The sequence below is a fragment of the Viridibacillus sp. d25.2 genome, from assembly GCF_055456015.2.
On the sequence record NZ_CM196652.1, the window covers coordinates 4,181,936 to 4,205,004 of the forward strand.

At 37.4% G+C, this 23,069-nt stretch carries 21 protein-coding genes and 1 riboswitch; of the genes, 6 read left to right on the forward strand and 15 right to left on the reverse strand.

The window, feature by feature from the left end; genetic code table 11:
* Positions 1–594 precede the first annotated feature (594 nt).
* Entirely contained in the window at positions 595–2,082 is a 1,488-nt protein-coding gene (locus tag ACZLO7_RS20495; protein ID WP_464937928.1) for a WD40/YVTN/BNR-like repeat-containing protein, read from the forward strand.
* A 244-nt stretch (positions 2,083–2,326) separates the two neighbouring features.
* On the opposite strand, the gene ACZLO7_RS20500 is transcribed toward ACZLO7_RS20495, so the two are convergent.
* From ACZLO7_RS20500 to ACZLO7_RS20530, 7 genes are all read right to left on the reverse strand, one after another.
* A complete protein-coding gene (locus ACZLO7_RS20500) occupies positions 2,327–2,668 on the reverse strand; it encodes a YhjD family protein (RefSeq protein WP_464937927.1) in 342 nt (113 codons plus the stop codon).
* Positions 2,661–2,993: a YolD-like family protein gene (locus ACZLO7_RS20505; protein WP_464937926.1), complete on the reverse strand. Its 333-nt coding sequence runs from the start codon at positions 2,991–2,993 to the stop codon at positions 2,661–2,663. Before ACZLO7_RS20505 ends, ACZLO7_RS20500 begins: the two co-directional genes overlap by 8 nt.
* A 13-nt stretch (positions 2,994–3,006) precedes the next feature.
* Positions 3,007–4,263 carry a Y-family DNA polymerase gene (locus ACZLO7_RS20510; RefSeq protein WP_464937925.1) on the reverse strand — a complete coding sequence of 419 codons (1,257 nt, stop codon included), beginning with the start codon at positions 4,261–4,263 and terminating at the stop codon, positions 3,007–3,009.
* 382 nt (positions 4,264–4,645) lie between these two features.
* The gene (locus tag ACZLO7_RS20515; protein WP_464937924.1) at positions 4,646–5,464 is read right to left on the reverse strand and encodes a MetQ/NlpA family ABC transporter substrate-binding protein; all 819 of its coding nucleotides are present in this window, start codon (positions 5,462–5,464) and stop codon (positions 4,646–4,648) included.
* Positions 5,465–5,479: 15 nt separating this feature from the next.
* On the reverse strand, positions 5,480–6,151 hold the full coding sequence (locus tag ACZLO7_RS20520; protein WP_464937923.1) for a methionine ABC transporter permease: 672 nt from the start codon (positions 6,149–6,151) through the stop codon (positions 5,480–5,482).
* Positions 6,141–7,154, reverse strand: a complete 1,014-nt coding sequence (locus ACZLO7_RS20525) for a methionine ABC transporter ATP-binding protein (RefSeq protein WP_464937922.1) — start codon at positions 7,152–7,154, stop codon at positions 6,141–6,143. The genes ACZLO7_RS20520 and ACZLO7_RS20525 overlap by 11 nt, the downstream gene beginning before the upstream one ends.
* Positions 7,155–7,271: 117 nt before the next feature.
* Positions 7,272–7,376, reverse strand: a riboswitch (SAM riboswitch).
* A gap of 79 nt (positions 7,377–7,455) precedes the next feature.
* Entirely contained in the window at positions 7,456–8,244 is a 789-nt protein-coding gene (locus ACZLO7_RS20530) for a carbon-nitrogen family hydrolase (protein WP_464937921.1), read from the reverse strand.
* Between the two features lie 179 nt (positions 8,245–8,423).
* On the opposite strand from ACZLO7_RS20530, the gene ACZLO7_RS20535 reads away from it, so the two are divergent.
* Positions 8,424–9,587, forward strand: coding sequence for a pyridoxal phosphate-dependent aminotransferase (locus ACZLO7_RS20535; protein ID WP_464937920.1), 1,164 nt, complete (start codon positions 8,424–8,426; stop codon positions 9,585–9,587).
* Between the two features lie 65 nt (positions 9,588–9,652).
* Here the strand turns inward: ACZLO7_RS20535 and ACZLO7_RS20540 are convergent, their stop codons facing one another.
* From ACZLO7_RS20540 to ACZLO7_RS20575, 8 genes are all read right to left on the reverse strand, one after another.
* Entirely contained in the window at positions 9,653–10,852 is a 1,200-nt protein-coding gene (locus ACZLO7_RS20540; RefSeq protein ID WP_464937919.1) for a glycine C-acetyltransferase, read from the reverse strand.
* A 273-nt stretch (positions 10,853–11,125) separates the two neighbouring features.
* The gene (locus ACZLO7_RS20545; protein WP_464937918.1) at positions 11,126–11,767 is read right to left on the reverse strand and encodes a YczE/YyaS/YitT family protein; all 642 of its coding nucleotides are present in this window, start codon (positions 11,765–11,767) and stop codon (positions 11,126–11,128) included.
* Between the two features lie 124 nt (positions 11,768–11,891).
* Positions 11,892–12,377, reverse strand: a complete 486-nt coding sequence (gene ybaK / locus ACZLO7_RS20550) for a Cys-tRNA(Pro) deacylase (RefSeq protein ID WP_464937917.1) — start codon at positions 12,375–12,377, stop codon at positions 11,892–11,894.
* A gap of 14 nt (positions 12,378–12,391) precedes the next feature.
* Positions 12,392–13,060, reverse strand: coding sequence for a hypothetical protein (locus ACZLO7_RS20555; RefSeq protein WP_464937916.1), 669 nt, complete (start codon positions 13,058–13,060; stop codon positions 12,392–12,394).
* A 118-nt stretch (positions 13,061–13,178) separates the two neighbouring features.
* Positions 13,179–15,362, reverse strand: coding sequence for a DNA topoisomerase III (locus tag ACZLO7_RS20560; RefSeq protein WP_464937915.1), 2,184 nt, complete (start codon positions 15,360–15,362; stop codon positions 13,179–13,181).
* Positions 15,363–15,378: 16 nt separating this feature from the next.
* Positions 15,379–15,972 (reverse strand): TetR/AcrR family transcriptional regulator, encoded by a 594-nt coding sequence (locus ACZLO7_RS20565; protein ID WP_464937914.1) that lies wholly within the window; start codon positions 15,970–15,972, stop codon positions 15,379–15,381.
* Positions 15,973–16,298: 326 nt separating this feature from the next.
* Positions 16,299–16,862 carry an NADPH-dependent FMN reductase gene (locus ACZLO7_RS20570; protein ID WP_464937913.1) on the reverse strand — a complete coding sequence of 188 codons (564 nt, stop codon included), beginning with the start codon at positions 16,860–16,862 and terminating at the stop codon, positions 16,299–16,301.
* 217 nt (positions 16,863–17,079) lie between these two features.
* Positions 17,080–17,877 carry an NAD-dependent epimerase/dehydratase family protein gene (locus tag ACZLO7_RS20575; protein ID WP_464937912.1) on the reverse strand — a complete coding sequence of 266 codons (798 nt, stop codon included), beginning with the start codon at positions 17,875–17,877 and terminating at the stop codon, positions 17,080–17,082.
* A 146-nt stretch (positions 17,878–18,023) separates the two neighbouring features.
* On the opposite strand from ACZLO7_RS20575, the gene ACZLO7_RS20580 reads away from it, so the two are divergent.
* The 4 genes from ACZLO7_RS20580 to ACZLO7_RS20595 all read left to right on the forward strand — a co-directional run bounded on the left by ACZLO7_RS20580 (position 18,024) and on the right by ACZLO7_RS20595 (position 22,947).
* Positions 18,024–19,103 (forward strand): PseG/SpsG family protein, encoded by a 1,080-nt coding sequence (locus ACZLO7_RS20580; RefSeq protein ID WP_464937911.1) that lies wholly within the window; start codon positions 18,024–18,026, stop codon positions 19,101–19,103.
* 80 nt (positions 19,104–19,183) lie between these two features.
* Positions 19,184–19,372, forward strand: a complete 189-nt coding sequence (locus ACZLO7_RS20585) for an SE1832 family protein (RefSeq protein WP_464937910.1) — start codon at positions 19,184–19,186, stop codon at positions 19,370–19,372.
* A gap of 348 nt (positions 19,373–19,720) precedes the next feature.
* Entirely contained in the window at positions 19,721–21,283 is a 1,563-nt protein-coding gene (locus ACZLO7_RS20590; RefSeq protein WP_427749584.1) for an ABC-F family ATP-binding cassette domain-containing protein, read from the forward strand.
* 776 nt (positions 21,284–22,059) lie between these two features.
* Entirely contained in the window at positions 22,060–22,947 is an 888-nt protein-coding gene (locus ACZLO7_RS20595) for a YitT family protein (protein ID WP_464937909.1), read from the forward strand.
* Positions 22,948–23,069: the final 122 nt, after the last annotated feature.

Sequence of the window (23,069 nt, forward strand, 5' to 3'; positions counted from 1 at the left end):
CCTGTTTAATTTGACCCTTCTATATTAACTAATTCTACTTCAATACCTAATTTCCTTCTTATTGCACTAACCTCCCCCCTTTAGTTGAAAAAAAGAACCGTATATGCAACTCAATAATCTTTTGCTAATGCACCCCATTAGTTCAATAGAGTCTGAATTAACATCTAAAGTAATTGTCACTGTGACTGATAAAAAATAAAAACTCATGACAGAAGTTTCGTAAGAGAGAAGCTGAACGTAGAAAGCAACAGAAATCAAATACTAATAAGCCGGTGAAAAAAAACGCTAAGGGTTAAATTATCTTGTAACAATCAGTCCTAAAAAGTAAATCCCGATTATAAAGTCGGGGTTTACTTTTTCAAATCTAAACCGTTATCGAGGGGTATCGTTGGAAAATTCATCTGTTCCAGCTTGTTCGTTCCATCCCTTTATAAACCACCTCTTCTTTAATTTAGTTTTTTTAACTTCGAATTAAGTTATTCGTAGTCGCTTATTAGAGATTTAGGCTTAGCAATATCATTTCAAGAACAATTTATTACTAATATCAATTAAATTGGGCAAACTACCTTAACTATTAAAATTAGGTGGAAAAACATGAAAAACAAGCCAATTAACTTTATTTTAACTTTATACGTTTTGATATTTGTTTTATTTCCAACAGGGATACTGTTTTCCGATACAAGTGCAGCTGGTCGTGAAGTAATCGTTTCAGATGGTGAAATTACGCTAAAAGAAGCGATTAACATTGGTTTCCAGAGAGCAAAAGAATGGAATGTAAACGCAAAACTTACAAGCGTAAACAGTGTGGATGAAAAGATGGGAGGTTCGAGAGGAGAAACAGGAAAACGCTTTAATTGGTTTATGACCTTTGTGGTTCCAGGTACAGATGATTATGTACTAATTGGTATCTCAGAAAAGAAAATCACCTTGTTTAGACCGAGTAAACAATCTCAGAATCCAACAATACCATACGATGAGATTAAGTTGGATAGCTCTGATGTTCTTCAACTGGCAAAGGATAAATACGGACTGAAACAAGGAAAAAATTGGGCAACAGGATATCATTTTACACTTGATAGTATCGATGGCAAATCCATTCTAACAGTGGTTGGAAATGATCTAGATAACCGTTTTACTCGAATTTCATTCAATGCCAAAAACGGAGATATAGTCAGTGCCGTTCATAAATTACCATACGGCGGAGGATTAATATCCAAACGTATTGACACCGATAACGTAACAAAAAAAGGGATGGCGATTACGGGGGTTGTCGTTGGAAAAAACAATTTAGTGGTATGGGGGGACAAAAAGCCAACACAATTTAGTACAACCAAGCAACCTTTTATTGAACTTAGCCATAACAATGGAGAATCATGGACAGAACTCCAAACTAATAATTATGTAACACACGCGTGGTTTAATAAGAATGATCAATTATTCGTAGCAACCGAAAAAGAATTATGGGCAGGCATTACATCAAAAAGTAAAGGAACAAAAATCCTTTCATTAGACCACAAGATTGAGCGCATTGATTATTCGATCAACAACCATATAGCCGTGATATCAAATGGAAAGATTTACTACACGAACAATCAAGGGGAGCGTTGGAAACAAGCCATTGTACCTCAACCATTTTTTGTGATTCAAATCTCGAATAATGGTGATTTGGTAGGATTAACAGAAGAAAGGAAGGTTTTGCTAAAGACAAATGATGGTTGGAAAGAGATAACTATGCCGAATCGTAATGATAAACCTAATGATATGATAGTGATTAATAATAGGCTTTTTATTACAACTCAAAGTGGAATTTGGACCCGAGATCTTCAAGAGGGAAATTGGAGAAAAATTAAAGTTGATGAAGAGGTAGTTAAATTCATAAAAAAAGGAGAGAAATTACTCGGATACACATATAGTGGTGAAGCTATTTATTCCATCAACACGAAAGACGAAAGAAAACCTGAAAAAGTGTTTGATGCGGTTGATTTAGTCGTTTTGGATGTGGATATCAAGGGAGATACGTTATGGATTGCTACTATACCAGGTTATTCATGGGAAGAAATGACGATTCCGAAGAGGCGATAAAAGTTTGAAGTGGATATCCATGAAAAAACATTGTTAAGCATTTCACTTTAACTAACAGGGGCTTTAGCACAATAACTAAGATGTTATTTTTGCAGCTTTTCTCTTTTCTACTATTCAACAATCGGCGCGATTGTGAAGGAACACAGATAGAAAATGATCAAACTTTTTTATAAAACCAATATTTAAATCTGCTGTATAAGAATCCATTTTGATTAATCTTTTTTTCAAAATGGATTCTTTTTATTTATCGTCTTATATGATTAATCAACAACTTTTCCACTTGTGATTTAAGAGCTTGATTTGCATAACGAAGTACTACATCATTACCTGCAGTGGCAACTCGCACGTCACTAAAGTATTCATCTACTAGTTGCCAACCTACTACTCGTATACGTTTTTGTGCAAGTTCTCGTTTGAGGTTAAAATATTCTTGTCTTAGATCCTTTAGCAATGATTCCATCATTGGAAGAAATACCGTTTTCATTTTAAACTGCTCTAATTTACGATAGTCAACCTGCAATGATTTAAGTGCTAATTCCAACAAAAGATAATTATGAAGTAACTGTCTTTCGTCGGCTTTAATCATAATAATCAGCATCCAGTTGAGCTGATTGAATACTTTGGATTGAAATACTTTTCGTTTTAAGTAGTGTTTCAAGTATGAGTTCATTAGTATTAATCGATTTAATTATTCCAGTCCATTGTGTGATTTTGTAGTCCTTCCACACTTCTAATTTTATGTCCAATTGTTGATTAAAAGCTTGATCGATTGTTTTCTGTAGTTCTTCCAGTTCCCATTCAGCCAATTCTCTTGGCTGTTCTGTGCGCTCTTGTTTGTACTCTCTAAGAAGCTCCAAATGCTCCGGCAACATCATCGATGCCCATTTAATATTACCTCTGTCTTGTATCATTAATAAATCACTCCTATGCCAAATGACCACCAACTAAGCGATCTCGATTAATAGCTGTACCAGCTTTTGTGAAAGAAACTGCTCTTAATATTGAGGTAGCTCCAAACTTGTTGCGTATTGCATCCATTGTAGGACCGATTATTTGACGCTGTGGCTTACGTTCATCAAATAAATCCAATTGAATGCTATGCTCTCTCTCTAAGTTGGATATTCGGACAGATAACTGCCGAGCTGGTTCACCTGCAAAATGTTTATCCAGCAATTCAATACAAGTTTTATACATCACAAGTGTTTCGCTTGTTGGTACTGCAATCGTTTTAGATCGATGGAATCCTTTGGTCATAGCGTTTCGACTATAAGAAAGACCAATACTAATTGTACGGCCAACATAGCCTGCATCCCGTGTTCGCTTCATTACGTCCTCACACATTTCAAGAAGCACTACAGAGATTTCTTTTCGTGTGTGGTAATCCCTCATCAGCATTTGGCCCTTACCAAAACTTAAAGTTCCGTTTGTTAATAACGGCTCCCCTAATGTGGATAAATCGATTCCCCATGCATGGTAATAGAGTTGATTGCCCATTACACCAAAGCGCTTTTCTAATTCTTTTAGATCTGAATTAGCCAAACCACCGACTGTTTGTATCCCCATAGCATTTAGATTCACTTCCATCTGTTTACCAATTCCCCACATTTCAGAAAGGGGGCGAACTGGCCATAATTTCTTTGGAATATCTTCATACGTCCATTTAGCAAAGCCTGTTTTCTTTGCTTCAAGGTCTAAAGCTAATTTGGCTATTAACATATTTGGTCCCATACCTACTGCACTAGGTATATTAAATTGGTCAAGAATAGCCCTTTGTATTTCCTTAGCCGTTTCTTCAGGTGAACCCCAAAGCTTTTCAGTGCCAGTTAAATCAACAAAACTTTCGTCTATACTATACACATGTATAGCATCAACCGGGACGTAATTAGAGATTAATTTTGTAATCGTCATCGATATTTGAATAAAGAAACTCATTTTCGGCTCAAACAATCTAATGTCAGGATGCTTAGGTATTTCATAACGACGATTCCCTGTTTTGATTCGGAATCGTTCTTTCATGGCTGGACTAGCAGCTAGTACGACACTACCTGGTTGTTCAAAGTTACCAATAACCGCTATTGGTGTTGTCATAACATCTAATCCATGTAACATCGCTACGATACTGGCGTAAAAACACTTCATATCAATACATATAATGGAACGTTCAGGCAGGTTTTCATACATTAAATAATCCCTCGCTCTTTATAGACAACTGGAACTGGAACAATAACAAGAATATTATCGAGAACAAAAGTACGCTATTGGCTATCTTAATTATTTTGATAAACCTTTTCGTGATGACTCCAGACTTTGAAGTGTACATCATATTTACTAACTGATTGTGTTGCATCGCTTTTATTAACTGATCTTTCATTGTTTTCACTCTCCCTCCACAACGAAAAAAGAACATTTGTTTGTATATATTATACGCACAAATGTTCTTTTTTAGAAGTGGTAATTTTTACTCAGTCCTTTTAATGGATCAAAAGCTGATTTAAAGTCCTGTAATTCCCAGTATCTTGGAAGGGAGGTGTAAGGCTAAATTAGATTCGCTAGACTCTCGGGGTTATTTCATCCAGTCAGGTTTTCCGAAGCCTTTGAATTCTTTGTCGATATTTTTTTCAAATTCTTCTGATTTAACGATTTCTAAGATGTCTTTAGCTAGTTGTGAGTCTTTGTTTTCTTCTTTAACTGCGATAACGTTACGGAATTTATCAGGCATGTTTTCTAAGAATAGTGCATCTTGTAGGTCAAGTCCTGCTGCAAGCGCAAAGTTTCCCGGGACACCAACAAGGTCAGCACTTTCGATTGCGCGTGGTAGCCCTGCTGCTTCGATTGGTTGGAATACTAAGTTTTTAGGATTTTCCACAACATCTTTTTCAGATGCTTTTAGTTCTTCAATATTAGGATCAATTTTGATAAGTCCTTGTTCTTGTAATGATAGTAATGTACGTGCTGCATTGGATGGATCGTTAGCAATTGCTACTTTTGCGCCGTCTTTAATATCATCAATTGATTTAAAATCTTTTGCAAAGAAGCCCATCGGTGCAGTTGGCACGTTTATTAGGCCAACTAGTTTCATATTGTTTTGTTCATTAAAGTTTTCAAGATAAATTGAGTGTTGGAAAAGGTTTGCATCAATGTCACCGGAATCTAATGCTTTATTTGGTTGTACATAGTCACTGAATTCAACAGGTTTTACTTTATAGCCTTTTTTCTCTAATTGCGGGATGATAACTTTGTTCAACATGTCGCTATAAGGACCTGCAGTTGCGCCAATTTTAATCTCTTTTGAATCTTTTTCTTTACTTTCATCCTTGTTACCACATGCAACTAAAGCTGTTGCTAATACGAATAATAACGCTGCTAGTAAAAACTTTTTCATTTTGAAATCTCCCCTTTATCGTTTATCGATTGCTTTTGAAATGGCATCGCCTGCAAGTTGGATAATTTGGACGATAACTATTAAAATGACAACTGTCGCAATCATGATTGTGTTGTCATAGCGGTAATAACCAAAGCGAATTGCTAAGTCACCAATCCCACCACCGCCGATAATACCGGCCATCGCAGAGTATGCGACTAAACTAATAACCGTCATTGTAATGCCTTGAATAATACCTGATTTCGCTTCAGGTAATAACACGTCTTTTACAATCATCCACGGTGTTGCACCGACTGCAATTGATGCTTCGATGACACCTTTATCAATTTCACGCATAGACGTTTCAACAAGTCTCGCGAAAAATGGGATTGCTGCTACAGATAATGAAACACTCGCAGCTACTGGCCCAATAGTATCCCCAACTAATATTTTGGTTAGTGGGAACAACGCTACTAATAGAATGATATAAGGAATGGAACGAACAAGATTGACGATAAATCCTAGAATGCCATTTAAAAAACGGTTTCGTAAAGATAAACCTTTGCTTGTAACAAATAAAATAATACCTAATGGTAACCCGATGATTAGCGAAATGCTAAGTGAAATACCAACCATGAGTAATGTTTCACCAAATGCTTTCCATATATCTGGAAGCATGCTAAGGAAATGTTCGAAATCAAATAACATCGTTAATCACCTCCACAAGCGCACCGCGCCCTTCCAAATAAGAAATGGCTCTCTTCACATTATCCGGATGACCTTGTAGCTCCATTAGGAAAATGCCAAGCGGTTTTTCTTGAATATACTCAATAGTACCGTGCAGGAAATTCCCGTGTACATCGAAGTTTTGAATCATATCTGAGATGACTCCCTCACCAGCGACATCCCCTTTGAATAGCACTTTAACCATCTTCCCTTTGACACCATTAAGAATTGTTGGCGGAAGTTCAAATGATACAACACTACTGATAAACTCTTGGGTTAAAGGCTCAACTGGATTTGCAAAAATGTCATAGACAGCACCCTCTTCAATGACTTTCCCATCTTGCATAACAACCATGCGATCACAAATTTCTTTAACAACATCCATTTCATGAGTAATCAAGACGATTGTAATATCAAGCTCACGGTTGATTTTCTTCAGTAATCGTAAAATGGAAACTGTCGTTTTTGGATCAAGTGCTGAAGTTGCTTCATCACAAAGTAGTATAGATGGGTTATTTGCAAGTGCTCGAGCGATACCGACACGTTGCTTTTGACCGCCACTTAATTGTGCTGGATAGACATCGATTTTCTCAGCTAAACCAACCATTTCTAGCAATTCTTTTACACGAGCTTTAATATGTGCCGGCGGTGTAGCTGCTGCTTTTAAAGAAAATTCGATGTTCTCCCCGACAGTTTTTTGACTGATTAAGTAAAAATGTTGAAAAATCATACCAATTTTCAAACGAGCTTTTCGAAGTTGCTCACCTTTTAGCTTCGTTAAGTCTTGACCATTTACAACGATACTGCCACTCGTTGGTCGCTCTAATAAATTGATACAACGTAGAAGTGAGCTTTTCCCTGCTCCAGAGTAGCCTACGATACCGAAGACTTCACCTTTGTTGATTTTCAGTGATACGTTCTCCACGCCCGTTACTTTACCTTTTTTTGTTTTATATACTTTCATAAGATTCTGAATATCGAGCATACTGCATCCCTCAAATCTGTTTATATTATGTAACTTCTATAGAATTACTTGGTATTTACTCTATTAAAAAATACTTCTTTCAATTTTCTGAAAGAAGTATCGTAAATGTAAATTGGCGATTTATCTTCCAGAATGTACTCATTCTGTAGGAATTGGCACCTTCCCTTTTCAGGGGGTTGCCGGACGTCATAGGGCCTATCCCTCGGTCTCTCTAGATAAAGTTCAATATTCGTTTGTAAGTTATGAACTAAATATTACTGTGTAATATTCTAGTTGTCAAACACTTTTTAGAAATTTTGTATTATTTCGAAATATCTTTATATAATTCAGGTCGTCGATCATCATACACTGGGATTCGTTGGCGAATTTCGTCAACTATAGAGAAATCAACATCGATAATCGCCATTTCTTCATCTTCTCCACCAGTCCATAATACTTCACCCCAAGGTTCAATAACCATTGACTGACCGTTGAAATTCTGTTTTTTATGGCTAATTCGATTTACTGCAATAACAAAACATTGGCTTTCAATTGCACGTGCTTGTAATAAGGTTTTCCAATGATCGATACGCGGTGTTGGCCATTGTGCAGAAACAAAAATTACTTTAGCTCCGTTTAACGCGTGTAGACGTAACCACTCTGGGAAACGAATATCGTAGCAAATAACACCAGCGGCTGGAATATCACCCAACTCAAAGTTATTTTGCTTATCACCAGCGGATAAATACAAATGCTCGTCCATTAAACGGAAAAGATGTGCTTTGTCATATTCGCTAACAAGCTCTCCTTTATTGTTATAGACGTACATCGTGTTATAGAATTCACCATCTTTTTTTGTTGATACTGAGCCACCAACTATATGAATTTGCAGTTCTTTCGAAAGCTTTTGTAAAAAATCCTTCGTACGTTCCCCGTTTGAATCTGCTAGCTCGTCTAATTTCTTTAAAGCATAGCTAGAATTCCACATTTCAGGAAGAATTGCAATTTCTGCTCCCTTATCGGCAGCCTCTCTTATAAATTTTTCAACGTTAGAAAAATTTTTTTCAATGTCCCCGAAGGCAACATTTAACTGTATACATGCAATTTTCATAACTCCACCACCTGTAGACATTTTCTTTAAAAGGCTATAATATTTCTCTTATTATTGCGACTATTTTATACATACGTCTATTTTATCCACAAAATAGTTATTGTGTATAGAGTATTTAGGAAAAGTTTTTCTAGATAACAAATTTTCGAACAAAATAATTCAAGGGGGTTAGCTCAAAGATGGAATTTTCAACGAAATTACAGCAATTGCCGAAGCAGTTTTTCGCAACATTAGTACAAAAGGTGGGTGCCGCAGTGGCGGAAGGTAGAGATGTCATCAATTTAGGACAAGGTAATCCCGACCAACCAACACCTCCACATATTATAAAAGCTATGCAAGATGCTGTTACTAATCCACAAGCGCATAAATACTCACCATTCCGTGGCTTACCTGAATTTAAGGAAGCAATTGCTGCATTTTATGCGCGAGAATACGGTGTTGAAATTGATGCGAATACAGAAGTAGCTATACTTTTTGGCACGAAAATTGGCGTAGTCGAATTACCTTTAGCTATTATGAACCCTGGCGATTCAATGCTACTGCCAGACCCTGGTTATCCAGACTATTGGTCAGGCGTGGCACTGGCTGATGTCAAGTTCGATACACTGCCGCTACTAGCTGAAAACAACTTTCTACCTGATTACACAACTGTGTCAGATGAAGTAAAAGATCGTGCAAAATTAATGTATTTAAATTATCCAAACAACCCAACTGGCGCTGTTGCGAATTTATCATTTTTTGATAAAACCGTGCATTTTGCGAAAGATAACGATATTGCCGTAATGCATGACTTTGCATATGGGGCAATTGGCTTTGATGGTGACAAACCAGTGAGTTTTTTACAAGCTGACGGAGCTAAAGACGTTGGCGTTGAGCTATATACTTTATCAAAAACATATAATATGGCTGGATGGCGCGTTGGCTTTGCAGTTGGTAACGCCAAGCTGATTGAAGCATTAAATTTAGTACAAGATCATCTATTTGTCAGCCTTTTTCCTGCAGTGCAAAAAGCTGGCATTGCAGCACTTACTAGCCCGCAAGATTGCGTAACCGAGTTAGTAGCTATGTATGAAAGCCGCCGAAACGCATTGAAGGTTGCTTGCGAGCGTATTGGCTGGGCTGTGAAAGCACCTAAGGGGTCATTCTTTGCATGGCTTCCTGTACCCAGAGGTTATACAAGTGAAGAATTTGCTGATTTATTACTTGAAAAAGCTGATGTAGCAGTTGCTGCTGGTAATGGTTTTGGAGAATACGGAGAAGGGTACGTACGTGTAGGCCTGCTTGTTGATGAGGACAGGCTTCATGAAGCGATGAAACGTATCTCTAAACTAAATTTATTTTAAGAAATCACATTAAACAAATTGCCTAATAAAAAATGCTCAGCAAATCTGCTGAGCATTTAAAAAAATTATGAAATTACCCCTAGTTCTTTACCTACTTTTTCATAAGTAGCTAAAGCCTCATCTAGCATTTCTTTTGTATGTGCGGCAGTTGGCATGTTACGCACGCGCCCAGTGCCTTTTGGTACAGTTGGGAAGACGATTGATTTAGCGTATACGCCTTCTTCAAAAAGACGAGCAGAAAATGCTTGTGTTAGTTTTTCGTAACCTATGATACATGGTGTAATCGGTGTTTCAGATGCTCCGATATTAAATCCAAGTTTTTTCAGACCTGCTTTTAAATAATCACCATTTTCCCATAGTTGATCACAAAGATCCGTTGAATCAATTAGCATTTGAACTGCCGCAGTAATTGCAGCAACATCACCTGGTGGTAAAGCTGTTGAGAATAAAAATGGACGTGAACGTACTTTTAACCAATCGATTAAATTCTTCTTACCCGCTACGTAGCCACCTACTACACCGATTGCTTTAGACAGTGTACCGATTTGAAAGTCGATTTCTTTTTCTAAACCGAAATGCTTCACTGTACCTTTACCTTTACCCGTAACACCTGATCCGTGAGCATCATCTACATATGTAATAAGATCAAATTCTTTCGCAATTTCTACGATTTCAGGAAGTTTAGCGATATCTCCATCCATTGAAAATACACCGTCAGTGATAACCATCACTTTATTGTATAAACCCGATTCAGTAGCTGCTTTTGCTTTAGCACGTAAATCATCCATGTCAGAGTGGTTAAACGCAATAATTTTTGCTTTTGATAGGCGACAGCCATCAATGATAGATGCGTGGTTCAGTTGATCAGAAAGGATAGCATCATTTTTGTCCATAACAGCAGAAATAGCCGCCATATTACAGTTAAAGCCGGATTGGTATGAAATTGCCGCTTCAGTACCTTTGAATTCGGCTAGTTTCGCTTCTAATTTAACGTGAAGATCTAGTGTTCCATTGATTGTGCGGACCGCCCCAGCACCTACACCGTATTTTTCGATTGCTTCTTGAGCAATTTTCTTTAAGTTATCATTTGTTGCTAAGCCAAGATAGTTATTTGAAGATAGGTTGACCAAATTTTTGCCACGCACTTGAATAACTGAACCGTTAGGGCCTTCTACTGGATCTATTTCGTTGTATAAACCTTGGTCGCGCAGTTGTTGCAAGTTGTCGTCTACGAATGTGTTCAGTACGTTTGACAAGAATATCATCCTTTCAATTTTCGATAAAAATATTGTAGCATACTTCCATCATTATTTGTACATCTGAAAAGAACCATTATAAATAATAAGATAAAATTCATTGAAATAACTGTACGTACTGTCCTTGCAAGAAATACACTTGTACACTCAGAAAAATTAGAATACTCACTTTTTTTGTTGGGTCTTGGTGAAAACGGTACCTCATCAGTGTATTTGATAAGTGATATCATCATTCTAGATAAATAAAAAAATGAGCAGACAATTTGTCTACTCATTTTCTACTTATTTAGTTAACTCTGAAAATGTTACTTGTTCTTCACCCATACATCTCAACAATAACTTACGATTGTACGAGAGTGAAAACTGCACAATAGGTCCTAGACCGAATGCCATAAGGGCCGTACCAAGACCAACAGGACCACCAAGTAACCATCCTGCTACTGCAACAGTCACTTCCATAATTGTACGGGCTTTAGTAATACTTAGACCTAGCTTGTCCACAGCTAAAAGCATTAAGCTATCACGAGGACCAGCACCTAAATTTGTTGAAATGTACATTCCGCCACCTATACCTAGTAAAACAATACCTATAATGAAGCTAAGAAATTGTAATGCTAAATGATCTACATCAGGTAATAACCAGTTGAAGAAGTCAATGAATATACCGATGCTCAGCATATTGATAAAGGTACCTATTTTCGGTAATTGTCGAGTACCAATTGCTGTAATGCCTATAATAATAAGGCCTGTAATAATCGACCAGCTGCCAATGGAAAAACCAAGGTTTTTGAATAGACCTATATGCAGCACATCCCATGAGCCTACCCCAAAGGTTTGTCCTTTAATTGTTAATGAAACACCGAGTGCAATGACGATAAGCCCCATCATAAAAAATCCCCAGCGTAAACTATTAATTTTATTCACAAAAATCCTTCTTTCTACAGAAAAATGAAAAGCCCTCTACGCAAGAAGCATAAAGCGGCTTTTCAATGATAACTAAACTATTATAACAAAATACGGCCCTATTTAAAATAAAACTATCCTAGATTTATATAATAGAGGCGAATTTAGCATTGATGACTTTTGCTAAGTCTGCTGGTTGAATGCAAATTTGCATACCTATCTTCCCCGCGCTAACAAAGATACGATCAATCGTTTTAGCAGATTCATCTATGAAGGTTGGAAACAACTTTTTCATACCAATAGGTGAACAGCCACCTCTGATATATCCTGTAGTTGGCAATAAGTCTTTAACATGTAGCATTTCTATTTTCTTTTCTCCAACAGCCTTTGCAGCAGCCTTTAAATTGAGCTCTGCTGCTACTGGAATGACAAAAACGTAAAATTTTCCTTTGCCAGCTGTAGAAATAAGTGTTTTATAAACATTCTCAACAGGCTGTCCAATTTTACCTGCTACTGTAATGCCATCGACTTGACCATCTGTAATTTCATATTCTGTCAGTGAGTATGGAACTTTTTTTTGATCTAATAAGCGCACTGCATTTGTTTTTTGTACTTTTGCATTTTTAGCCAAAACATTCACTTCTCCTAAGCAATACGATAAAAGCTAGGCTCCACTCTAAATCCTGATTTCCCCATCTGTACATGATATGAATACTGAGAGATTGCTCGATCGAATAGACGCTGTTTAAGCCTTTGCTCTAATATTTGTGTTGAATTTGTTACTTGTCCAAATTGATTAGTAGAATTTTCTGTTGTAACTTGTTGATTTACTTCGGTGATTTGATCACGATTTTGCTGGATTATCTCAGTTGCGCTTTCAGCATCGCGTATATCTTGCTTCGTCGGTCCCGACGGTGCTAGTGCTGATTGGCGAACTCTCTCTAATACTTCAATTGTTTTTTCGCGGGTGGCACTAGATACAAAATGCATTTGCCCATTCATCTGACTAATCGCATTTGAAGTTTCTGATTCTCCAGCTGATGGTAATGCCTGTTCCATGTTATCCCTTGCTTTAGCACGGAATTGCTGATCTTTTTGTTGAAGCTCACGAATAGCAGCTTGGACTTCCGGCTGATGTTGTTTTTCCTTTTTACCCGTAAGCAAGTCCATTAGCTCTTCCAATGCTGGATTCGACTTTGGTTGGAAATACTGTGCTGTTTTACGATAAGCATCTCCTGCATTCTTTTGCCTAAGAGCTCGTTTACGATTTTCAATGTCTGTATACTCATTGTTTAAGAGAGCAGCTAATTTCATGCAAATCACCTCTTTTCTAATATCATTATAGTTAAAACAATTTTAACACTGTTGTCTGAAAATTCAAAAGGTCGTTATTCTCAAATATTTACAATGTTTTATGGTAAAAAATACCCATTTATTCATCTTTTGTTCCTAAAAGTTTCTTTAGCGCCTCTGCCATTGCATTGTTTTGTGGTTGATCATCTTGTTTTTTCATGTACTTTTGGACTTCTTTTTTAGAAACCTTTGTATTGCCAGTTTCCTTTTTACGTTTCTCAAATGCAGACAATTTCTCACGATGGCCACATGAACAAACGAAAATGCGTCCTTCTCCTTCACCACGAAGTTCCAATTTCTTATGACAAACTGGACAACGTGCATTCGTCACCATTGATACTTTTTTCTTGTGACCGCAATTTCGATCTTGGCAAACAAGCATTTTACCGCGTTTTCCATTTACCTCAAGTAATAATTTCCCACAATCAGGACATCTTTTTCCTGTAACATTATCATGCTTGAATTTTTGATCGCTCTTTTTAATATCGCTAACAGCCTTTTTAGAAAAATTAACCATGTTGTTAATGAAATCGCCTTTCTTTGCTGATCCTTTTGCAATTTTAGTTAATTGTTGTTCCCACTCAGCAGTTAAAGCAGGTGATTTTAGATCTGTTGGTACTAACTCTAATAGCTGACGACCTTTGGAAGTAGCATGGAGGTCCTTCCCTTTTTTCTCAATTAAAAATGAATTAAATAACTTCTCAATAATATCAGCACGGGTTGCAACGGTACCGATACCACCTGTTTCGTTTAATGTTTTAATTAAGTCCTTCGACTCGCCACTCATAAATTGAGATGGATTTTCCATTGCTGCAAGTAATGTTCCTTCATTGAAATAAGCTGGTGGCTTTGTATCCCCTTGCGTCATAGCGATGGCACGGATAGCGATCTTATCACCTTTAGTGTAGCTTGGTAGTGAACGCTCATCTGTGTCGTCATCATCATCTTGTTGATAAACACGTTTCCAGCCTTCATCACGAATTGTGCGACCTTTTACTTTAAATACTTCATTGCCAACAGCTAACGTTATCGTTGTTTGATCATATTGAAATGGACCAAAGAAGACAGCTAAAAAGCGTTTGATGATTAAATCGTATAGACGACGTTCTTTATCAGACAAATCTTGTAGAATAGCCACTTCTTCAGTTGGGATGATAGCATGATGGTCAGATACTTTTGCATTATCAATAACACCTTTTTGTGGTTGCACTGAATTATTACGCAATAAAAGATTTGCTGCAGCTCGGTTATCCCCAACAGCTGATGCTTTAATACGATCTTTTAATGTGCTCTTCATATCATCCGTTAAATGCTTTGAATCCGTACGCGGATACGTAACAATCTTATGACGCTCGTAAAGATTTTGCAGCGTTGAAAGTGTTTCTTTTGCAGACCAACTCCAGCGTTTGTGTGCTTCTTTTTGTAATTCAGTCAAATCAAATAATGCCGGAGCAGATTGACGTTTTGGGGATGTTTGAATATCTTGAATAATCCCTTCAGAAACTGTATCTAATGTTTTTAGTAATTGTTCTATTTTATCCTTTTGGAAAGACTGTGATTGGTTATTTTGACGGTCAAACCAAGTGAATTTTGTATCGTTTGTATGTGCTTGTAAGCCATAGTACGTTTTCGGCTTAAAGTTTTTAATTTGTTGTTCACGTTCAGCAATCATTGCTAGAGTAGGTGTTTGTACACGACCTGTTGATAATTGCGCATTATATTTTACCGTTAAAGCACGTGTAGCGTTAATACCAACAACCCAGTCCGCTTCAGCACGAGCAACAGCTGCCTCATATAAATGTTCATAAGAACGACCGTCTTTTAAATTTTTGAAGCCATCTTTAATTGCTTTATCCGTCACTGATGAAATCCATAAACGTTTAACTGGTTTACGACATTTAGCTTTTTCTAGTATCCAACGAGCTACTAACTCCCCTTCACGTCCAGCATCTGTCGCGATAATAATTTGATTAACGTCTTGTCGCATCAATTGTGCTTTCACAGCATTGTATTGCTTGGTAGTTTGACGAATAGGTACGAGTTTAAATGGATTCGGTAAAATAGGTAGATCTTCCATTTTCCACTCTTTAAACTTTTGATCGTACTGTTCTGGATCTGCATGAGTAACTAAGTGACCGAGTGCCCAAGTAACGATATATTGTGGCCCCTCAAGAAAGCCATTTCCTTTTTTCGTGCATCCTAATACACGTGCGATATCACGTGCTACAGATGGTTTTTCTGCTAAAACTAAGCTTTTTCCCATATAAATTCTTATCTCCTTATTTTAACGTTTGTAATTGTTCACGTAATACACGGTTAATAATTTCAGGCGTAATTTTGTCTGGCAGCATAATGCAATGATAAGATAAACCTTCAAGTAATCCATATAATCGGATGACTTCTACATCAATATCCAAATCTTCTCTTACTTCTTTTAAGAAAATTAGCAATTCTAGCATCGTCCTCAGCATTTGATAGGAGTTTTCTAAGAGCTCCTGACATTTTGCACGAATAGCTTCATCTGCTAATGCTTTGGATGAAAACGATAGCCAGACCTCCATTTCTAATTTTCTATCTGCATCTAACGGCAAAAACTGACGTAATACTTCTAGTATATCGTCCGTTGTTAGACTCTTGCCAAATAAACGCTTCACTTCAATTCGTTCATTCAATTTTTTTTGAATAAGTTCCATCGAATAAATTAGCAGATCACTTTGTGTTGAAAAATAGTGTCTTAAAGAGCCGATAGAAATATTCGCTTCTTGTGCCACATTACGTACACTCGCATTTTCAAGCCCTTCCCTACGAATAACTAACCACGTTGCTTGAGCGATTTTTTCTCTTTGCATTTCAAATTTATTTATCTTTTCCATAATCTAATCATAACACATTCGATCATTCTAATACATTTGTACTATTTTTATGATACGGTCGTATCACTTTTTTAGGAAGGAAGATTTTTATATGCTTATTACAACAATTGAAGGGATTACTAGAAGAAAATTGAGGGAGTAATTGTGACATCCAAAAATATCGGACATGATATTCTTGGCTCTTAATAGGAACTATGGGTGGGGAAATTAAATCGCATACAGAAATGGCGAAAACAGCGCTTAAAGATGCAACGGTAAGCGTTTGTGCATATAGTATAGCAGTAAAATTTATATAAACTAAAAAGGAGTGGCAAAAGCCACTCCTTTTAATGTTGGTCGATGGGTTCTTTTGGGAGATCATTACTCAGTTCGCAGTACTTCCCAAATACTCTTACTAATTCTTGTAATCGCTCAAGAACATTTTCATCGATAATGTTGTTATCTTTATCAAAGTGACTAGCATGCGTGTATACGTAGTTTGGAGTTACGAGTGCACGGAAGTAGTCGAGGATTGGTTTTAGTTGATTTTCTACAACTAAGTGATGTTGTTGTGTACCACCATTGGCTACAATTGAAACCGGTTTGTAGCGCATAGCTTTAGGATGTAGAAAATCAAATGTATTTTTTAATACTCCTGGAATTGATCCTTGGAAAATAGGTGTAGCTAAAATATAGCCGTCTGCTTCCTCAAATTTTTTCACCAGTGTTTTCATATCATTATTATATTGTTCAAATGGACGACCATCGACAAATTGATGTTCGAAGTCAGCTAGATGTAATAATTCAAGCTCTAGGCTACCATCAAATTCTTTAATATATGTCTCTATTTGTTTTAAAATTGCACCCGTTTTTCTCCCGATAATTGTACCGTCTACAAGTAAAATCTTCATAGATGTTACCTCCAATTCAAAATTCCTATCATTATTGTAACAAATGCAGATTCGATATATAAGGTGACAGGCACGATTTTGGCACAATTTCAGTCTTTAGACGGAACAGAAAACTACATTTTTCGCTAAAACATAGTAAGCCATCAAGCACTAGTAGGTATTTCACCATATTTCAGTGTTACCATCTAATCTCATCTACAGTTTATGAATTTTGCTACTACTCATTGTTTAGTGGTTTATCTATTTTTTCCTCTTCTAGTATTTCTGTATCAATAAAAATGCCTTGACGTTTTTCCCAATTAAAAACGGGTTCTTCATCGATTATTTCTTCATGTCGGTCAACTAATATATTTGACTTATCCATCATTAAAATTTCTGCCGAATCATATACTCTCGCCTTTTGTTTTGTATTATGAATGGCCACAGTATACATTGCTTTTGCTAATTTACTTGCAGAAATTGCACGGTATTTTCTAAGTGGGCCAATGAATAAAGGTTTCAAGGTATTCATCGCTACTCCGCTAACTTTTTCTGCTAGGCGTGGCTCCTCACGATTTCCCATTAATAGTGACGGTCTAAAAATCGATAATTGAGGTAACTCTAATGCGATTAAATTATGCTCCATTTTTCCTTTTACTTGATTGTAGTAGAATTTAGAATCTTCATTCGCTCCCATAGCAGAAATAACAAGTACATGTGGAATTCCACATTTTTTTGCAATCGATGCGATATTCACTGGATACTCAAGATCCACTCTTTCAAACATAGCCTTTGATCCTGCTTTTTTACGTGTAGTACCTAGGCAGCAATAAAGTTCATGCGCGAATTTGAAATCTGTCTCTTCTAATTGATCGAACTGGCGAATTTTCATTACAAGTTTAGGATGTTCAAAATTTAATTTGCGGCGAGCAATTACTGTAATCTCAGCGTACTCTTCACTCTCACAAAGGACTGCAACAAGTTCCTGTCCCGTCAAACCGGTTGCTCCAACGACAATTGCTGAACGCATCAACATAATTGTTCACGACCTTTCCTAAACTATATACCGTCCAAGAAAACGGATAGTTTAGCCTATGTATCTAACATTCTATTGATTTTACAGACATAATCATAAATTTTTCACCATAAGGTAGATAGATAAGTTGAAAGGAAGGGATTAAAATGACTAATAACCAAACAGAAAATTCTTCTAAAAAAACGATTGCATTTGCAGTTGAAGTTTCATCAAATAATGACCTATACCCCGTTGAAAGAATTGCAACACTTGTAAAGATGTTCAACGATGAAAAAATTCTAATTTTCATTAAGCAACCATCTGAGTTAGCCCTAAAAAAGCTAGCAGCGACGGGAATAGAGCCTATTTCTTACCGCGATCAAAAACAGTTGCTTCAATATATATCTAAATTAAAGCCTGATTTACTTGTACGCGATGGTATTAATACAGAGCTTGAAGATACAGAGAAATTAAAAGAAGTTGTTCCCGCTCTCGTGCATTTTGATGATTTTGGTGAAGGGGGTAAAGCAGCTGATTGCGTATTACACACACTTTATAGAGAAATCCGTGAAAAGGTAGACCCTCATTACTTAACAGGTCCCTCTTCATTTGTTGTACCTGAAACAATTGCAGCCATTACTACTATTGAAGATGAAGGAGAACGACCTCATATTGTCGTTGCATATGAAGGTAGTGATCCAGAAAATTTAACGTATCGAACAATGCGTCACTTAATGCAACTACAAGTTCCTGTACGTATCTCTGTATTAGTGGATCCTTCGTACGCACATGATATTGATGAATTGAAAATGATGGCTTTAAGCCGTAGGAATATTACCGTAATTCATGCGGATGATATGCTTGAAACTCTCCTTTCTCAAGCGCAAATCGTCATTTGTGCAGCAAGTTATACCCCTTATAAAGTTGCAGTTATAGGCATCCCTTGTATCGTTATCTCGCAAAGTGAAACAGAAATCATGCATGCATTCCCTCGTGACCAGAACGGTTTTATTCAACTTGGAAGTGGTCGAAAATTAAAACAATCACACTTACAAAATGCTGTAATGGAACTTCTTTTGCATGAAGCACGTCGCGACCGCGCCATTCGAAACCAAAAAAAGCTTGATCTACAAAGCAACAACCATTACATCCACTCTATGCTTACTAACTTTGCGCACAGAACACCAAAAGCACAGGCTTTTTTAGTACAAGATCACACCAAGAAAACGCCACGTATGATACAATAAGAAAAAAGCTGTGTTGAAATTTGTCACAGTTCCAGAATCAGACATTGTAATGGTCGAAAACTATACAAAGGAGTATTTTCATGCCTACTAAAGCCGAAATAGAATACCAAATATTAGAACTAAAAAGCGACTACATCCGTCAACAAGGTGACATCGAAAAACTCGATTCAGTAGGTAACGGATCAGCTGTTGAGCAGGCCGAACAACGCCTAACAGACATGGAGCAACAACTAGCCGAATTGAACAAACAACTCGCAGCGTTGTCATAACTGCGGGTTTTTTTTATTGTAAATGCTGATGCGGCCCGTTTAGCCCCGACAAGCACTGGAAGGCTCGAATCAAAGGCTCTTTTTGCCTTTGACCGAGAGACTGAAGTGACCTCGAGGGGCTGGCCGCTGAAGCTGGATATCTTTCTAAATGCTGATGCGGCCCGTTTAAAAGAAGATAGCCGAAGTTCACCACTGTGACAACGGCTACCTGAACAACATTCTGTGGGCCTAAAATTAAACTAATAAATATAACAAAAAATACGACTTGCCTTGTTTACAATCATGCGATTGGAAACGAATATTTTCTTACAAAGTGCAGCTATCGTATTTTATATGGAGGACAAAAAAATGAGTATTTTAACAGTTGAAAATCTTGGCCATACATTCGGCGACCGTACACTTTTTAAAGATGTATCATTCCGTATCGTAGAAGGCGAACATGTTGGTCTTGTTGGAGCCAATGGTGTCGGTAAATCTACATTAATGAGCATCATCACAGGACAACTAATCCATGACCAAGGTAAAGTTGAATGGTTACCAAACACACATTACGGTTATTTGGATCAACATACTGTATTAACACCAGGTAAAACGATGCGCGAAACTTTACGCGATGCCTTTTTACCACTTTACCAAAAAGAAGCCGAAATGAACGAAATCACAGGCAAAATGGCTGAAGCAACACCTGAAGAACTTGAAGAATTATTAGAACAAATGGCTGAAATTCAAGACGCTTTAGATGCTGGAGATTTTTATACATTAGATATGAAGATTGAAGAGGTTGCACGTGGACTTGGTTTAGATGCGATCGGCCTTGAGCGTGATGTAACAGCACTTTCTGGTGGTCAACGCACAAAATTATTACTTGCGAAACTTCTATTAGAGAAGCCGAAAGTTTTATTACTTGATGAGCCTACCAACTACTTGGATGAAGAGCATGTTACTTGGCTTTCGAACTACTTAAAAGGCTATCCACATGCATTCTTCCTAATTTCACATGATACAGAATTTATGAATGGCGTTGTCGATGTTATTTTCCAATTAGAATTTTCAAAACTAACTCGTTATACTGCAACTTACGAGAAGTTCCTAGAGCTAGCTGAAATTAACAAACGCCAACATATCGATGCTTATGAAAAGCAGCAAGAATTCATTAAAAAACAAGAAGGATTTATCGCAAAAAACAAAGCACGTTATTCTACAACTGGTCGTGCTAAATCTCGTCAAAAACAATTGGATCGAATGGAACGTATTGACCGTCCAGAAACTGCAGCAAATCCAAAATTCAGCTTTAAAGAATCACGCAGCTCAGGTCGTTACGTTGTAGAAGCAGAAAATCTGTTAATTGGCTACGACAAGGACAAGCCATTATTACCACCACTTACTTTCGAAATCGAACGTGGCGAAAAGATTGCCCTTGTTGGTATGAATGGTGTTGGTAAATCAACATTGCTTAAAACAATGCTTGGCAAAGTCCAGCCTCTTGGTGGTAAAGTAACTCGCGGAGACTTCCTCTTCCCTTCTTATTTTGAACAAGAAGTTAAAGCAGGTAACATTACACCGATTGAGGACGTTTGGAATGCATATCCTAGCATGGAACAAAGCCAAGTGCGTGCCGTTCTTGCATCAACTGGTTTGAAGAATGAGCATATTTCTCGCCCATTAAGTCAACTTAGTGGTGGAGAACAAGCAAAAGTTCGTATTTGTAAATTAATGATGGATGAAAGTAACTGGATGCTATTCGATGAACCGACAAACCACTTAGACATTCATGCAAAAGAAGAACTAAAACGTGCGATGAAAGAATACAAAGGCACAATCATCCTAGTCAGTCACGAACCTGAATTTTACGAAGGCCTAGTAACAAAAGTCTGGGACGTAGCAGAATGGTTCTCAACAGGACATCAATAATTAAATGCTGAAGGCGCTCGTTCAGCTGTGAGGTCGTTGGAAGGCGGAAACCAAAGTTGCTCTTTGACTTTGAGCGCCCGACTGAAACGACCCGAGCAGCTAGCGCCTGAAGCTGGATAATTAAATGCTGAAGCGGCCCGTCAAGACTCGACAAGCACTGGAACTTTCGAATCGAAAACATCTTTCAGTTTTCGACCGAGAAAGTGGAAGTGACCTCGAGAGTCTGGCCGCTGAAGCTGGATATCTCACTTAAAGGAACACAGTCTAAGAACGCCACTTCCTGTGGCAACCACTGCGTGACCCGCATCGTGCAGGCCTGAATCAAAGGCTCTTTTTGCCTTTGACCGAGAGACTGAAGTGACCTCGGGGGGCTGGCCGCTGAAGCTGGATATGCTAGTTTAGGTAGGCAACCTAAGTTCGCGACATCCTGTCACAACGGTTGCATGACCAACATCCTGTTGGCCCAAGGCGCTCGTTTAAAGGAAGATAGCCTAAGTTCGCGACATCCTGTCACAACGGCTATCTGACCCACTTCCTGTGGGCCTCCGACAAGCACTGAAATCTTCGAGTCGAAAGTATCTTTTCAACTTTCGTCCGAGAAGATGGAAGTGACCTCGAGGGGCAGGCCGCTGAAGCTGTTTAATACTTCTCTAAATACTAAAACTCCGCCAAAGCGGAGTTTTTTCAAATCTTATACAATTACCCTGATTTCATAGCTATCCCTTGAAATCAGTAACATATCGTGTGAGAATTACAATAAGGAAGGTGTTTTTTTTATGGATTTAGACAAGAAAGCTAAAATTGTACAAAGGAAGAAAAGTAAACTAAAGAAAAATGCAATCAAATTAATCTTTTTAACTATTGGTGCACTCATCATGGCAGTAGGGTTGGAAATGGTACTCATTCCAAACAACTTAATCGATGGTGGTGTCACAGGTATTGCTATTATGGCCTCTCACCTTACAAACCTTTCACTAGGGCTTTTCCTATTCCTCTTTAACTTACCATTTCTATATTTAGGCTATAAACAAATTGGGCGTACATTTGCTTTTTCAGTCGCTTATGGTATCGTCGTTTTATCAATTGCGACTTCATTTATGCATAATTCATCAGCATTCACAAATGATACTCTATTAGCTACAGTTCTTGGTGGTATATTACTAGGAATTGGTGTTGGGATTGCAATTCGAGCTGGCGGTTGCTTGGATGGTAGTGAAACGTTAGCCATTTTATTTAATAAAAAATTGCCCTTCTCTGTAGGACAAATTATTTTATTCATGAACTTATTTATTTTAGGTAGCGCAGGCTTAGTATTCGGTTTTGATCGGGCTATGTATTCTCTTATTTCGTATTTCATTGCATTCAAAACAATTGACCTCGTTTCTGAAGGTTTGAACCAAACGAAATCTATCTGGATTATTAGTGATGAAGCAGATGAAATTGGAGATCAAATTATGGCTCGCTTAGGTCGCGGTATCACGTATTTAAATGGACAAGGCGGTTATTCTAAAGATGATAAACAAGTAATTTTCTGTGTTATCAGCCGTTTAGAAGAAGCCAAATTAAAAAATATTGTAGAAGAAGTTGACCCATCTGCATTCCTTGCTTTTAGTAATATGACTGAAATTCAAGGCGGAAATTTTAAGAAAAAAGATGTTCACTAAATTACTCATACTTTCAAAATCCACTGGACATAATTAGTACAGTGGATTTTTTTATTTAGTTCCTCTACTTTTGTCTAAAATTCAAATTCTCTTTTTAAACGTTAATTTTACTTATTTTCCAT

What these genes read in the sequence shown, in the direction of transcription:
- ACZLO7_RS20570 (WP_464937913.1), bottom strand. Translation starts at nt 16,862, where the DNA reads ATGAAGATTTTACTTGTAGACGGTACAATTATCGGGAGAAAAACGGGT.
- ACZLO7_RS20520 (WP_464937923.1), bottom strand. Translation starts at nt 6,151, where the DNA reads ATGTTATTTGATTTCGAACATTTCCTTAGCATGCTTCCAGATATATGG.
- ACZLO7_RS20525 (WP_464937922.1), bottom strand. Translation starts at nt 7,154, where the DNA reads ATGCTCGATATTCAGAATCTTATGAAAGTATATAAAACAAAAAAAGGT.
- ACZLO7_RS20595 (WP_464937909.1), top strand. Translation starts at nt 22,060, where the DNA reads ATGGATTTAGACAAGAAAGCTAAAATTGTACAAAGGAAGAAAAGTAAA.
- ACZLO7_RS20585 (WP_464937910.1), top strand. Translation starts at nt 19,184, where the DNA reads ATGCCTACTAAAGCCGAAATAGAATACCAAATATTAGAACTAAAAAGC.
- ACZLO7_RS20500 (WP_464937927.1), bottom strand. Translation starts at nt 2,668, where the DNA reads ATGATTAAAGCCGACGAAAGACAGTTACTTCATAATTATCTTTTGTTG.
- ACZLO7_RS20495 (WP_464937928.1), top strand. Translation starts at nt 595, where the DNA reads ATGAAAAACAAGCCAATTAACTTTATTTTAACTTTATACGTTTTGATA.
- ACZLO7_RS20530 (WP_464937921.1), bottom strand. Translation starts at nt 8,244, where the DNA reads ATGAAAATTGCATGTATACAGTTAAATGTTGCCTTCGGGGACATTGAA.
- ACZLO7_RS20575 (WP_464937912.1), bottom strand. Translation starts at nt 17,877, where the DNA reads ATGTTGATGCGTTCAGCAATTGTCGTTGGAGCAACCGGTTTGACGGGA.
- ACZLO7_RS20555 (WP_464937916.1), bottom strand. Translation starts at nt 13,060, where the DNA reads ATGAAATTAGCTGCTCTCTTAAACAATGAGTATACAGACATTGAAAAT.
- ACZLO7_RS20590 (WP_427749584.1), top strand. Translation starts at nt 19,721, where the DNA reads ATGAGTATTTTAACAGTTGAAAATCTTGGCCATACATTCGGCGACCGT.
- ACZLO7_RS20505 (WP_464937926.1), bottom strand. Translation starts at nt 2,993, where the DNA reads ATGATACAAGACAGAGGTAATATTAAATGGGCATCGATGATGTTGCCG.
- ACZLO7_RS20560 (WP_464937915.1), bottom strand. Translation starts at nt 15,362, where the DNA reads ATGGGAAAAAGCTTAGTTTTAGCAGAAAAACCATCTGTAGCACGTGAT.
- ACZLO7_RS20535 (WP_464937920.1), top strand. Translation starts at nt 8,424, where the DNA reads ATGGAATTTTCAACGAAATTACAGCAATTGCCGAAGCAGTTTTTCGCA.
- ACZLO7_RS20565 (WP_464937914.1), bottom strand. Translation starts at nt 15,972, where the DNA reads ATGGAAAAGATAAATAAATTTGAAATGCAAAGAGAAAAAATCGCTCAA.
- ACZLO7_RS20580 (WP_464937911.1), top strand. Translation starts at nt 18,024, where the DNA reads ATGACTAATAACCAAACAGAAAATTCTTCTAAAAAAACGATTGCATTT.
- ACZLO7_RS20515 (WP_464937924.1), bottom strand. Translation starts at nt 5,464, where the DNA reads ATGAAAAAGTTTTTACTAGCAGCGTTATTATTCGTATTAGCAACAGCT.
- ACZLO7_RS20540 (WP_464937919.1), bottom strand. Translation starts at nt 10,852, where the DNA reads ATGATATTCTTGTCAAACGTACTGAACACATTCGTAGACGACAACTTG.
- ACZLO7_RS20510 (WP_464937925.1), bottom strand. Translation starts at nt 4,263, where the DNA reads ATGTATGAAAACCTGCCTGAACGTTCCATTATATGTATTGATATGAAG.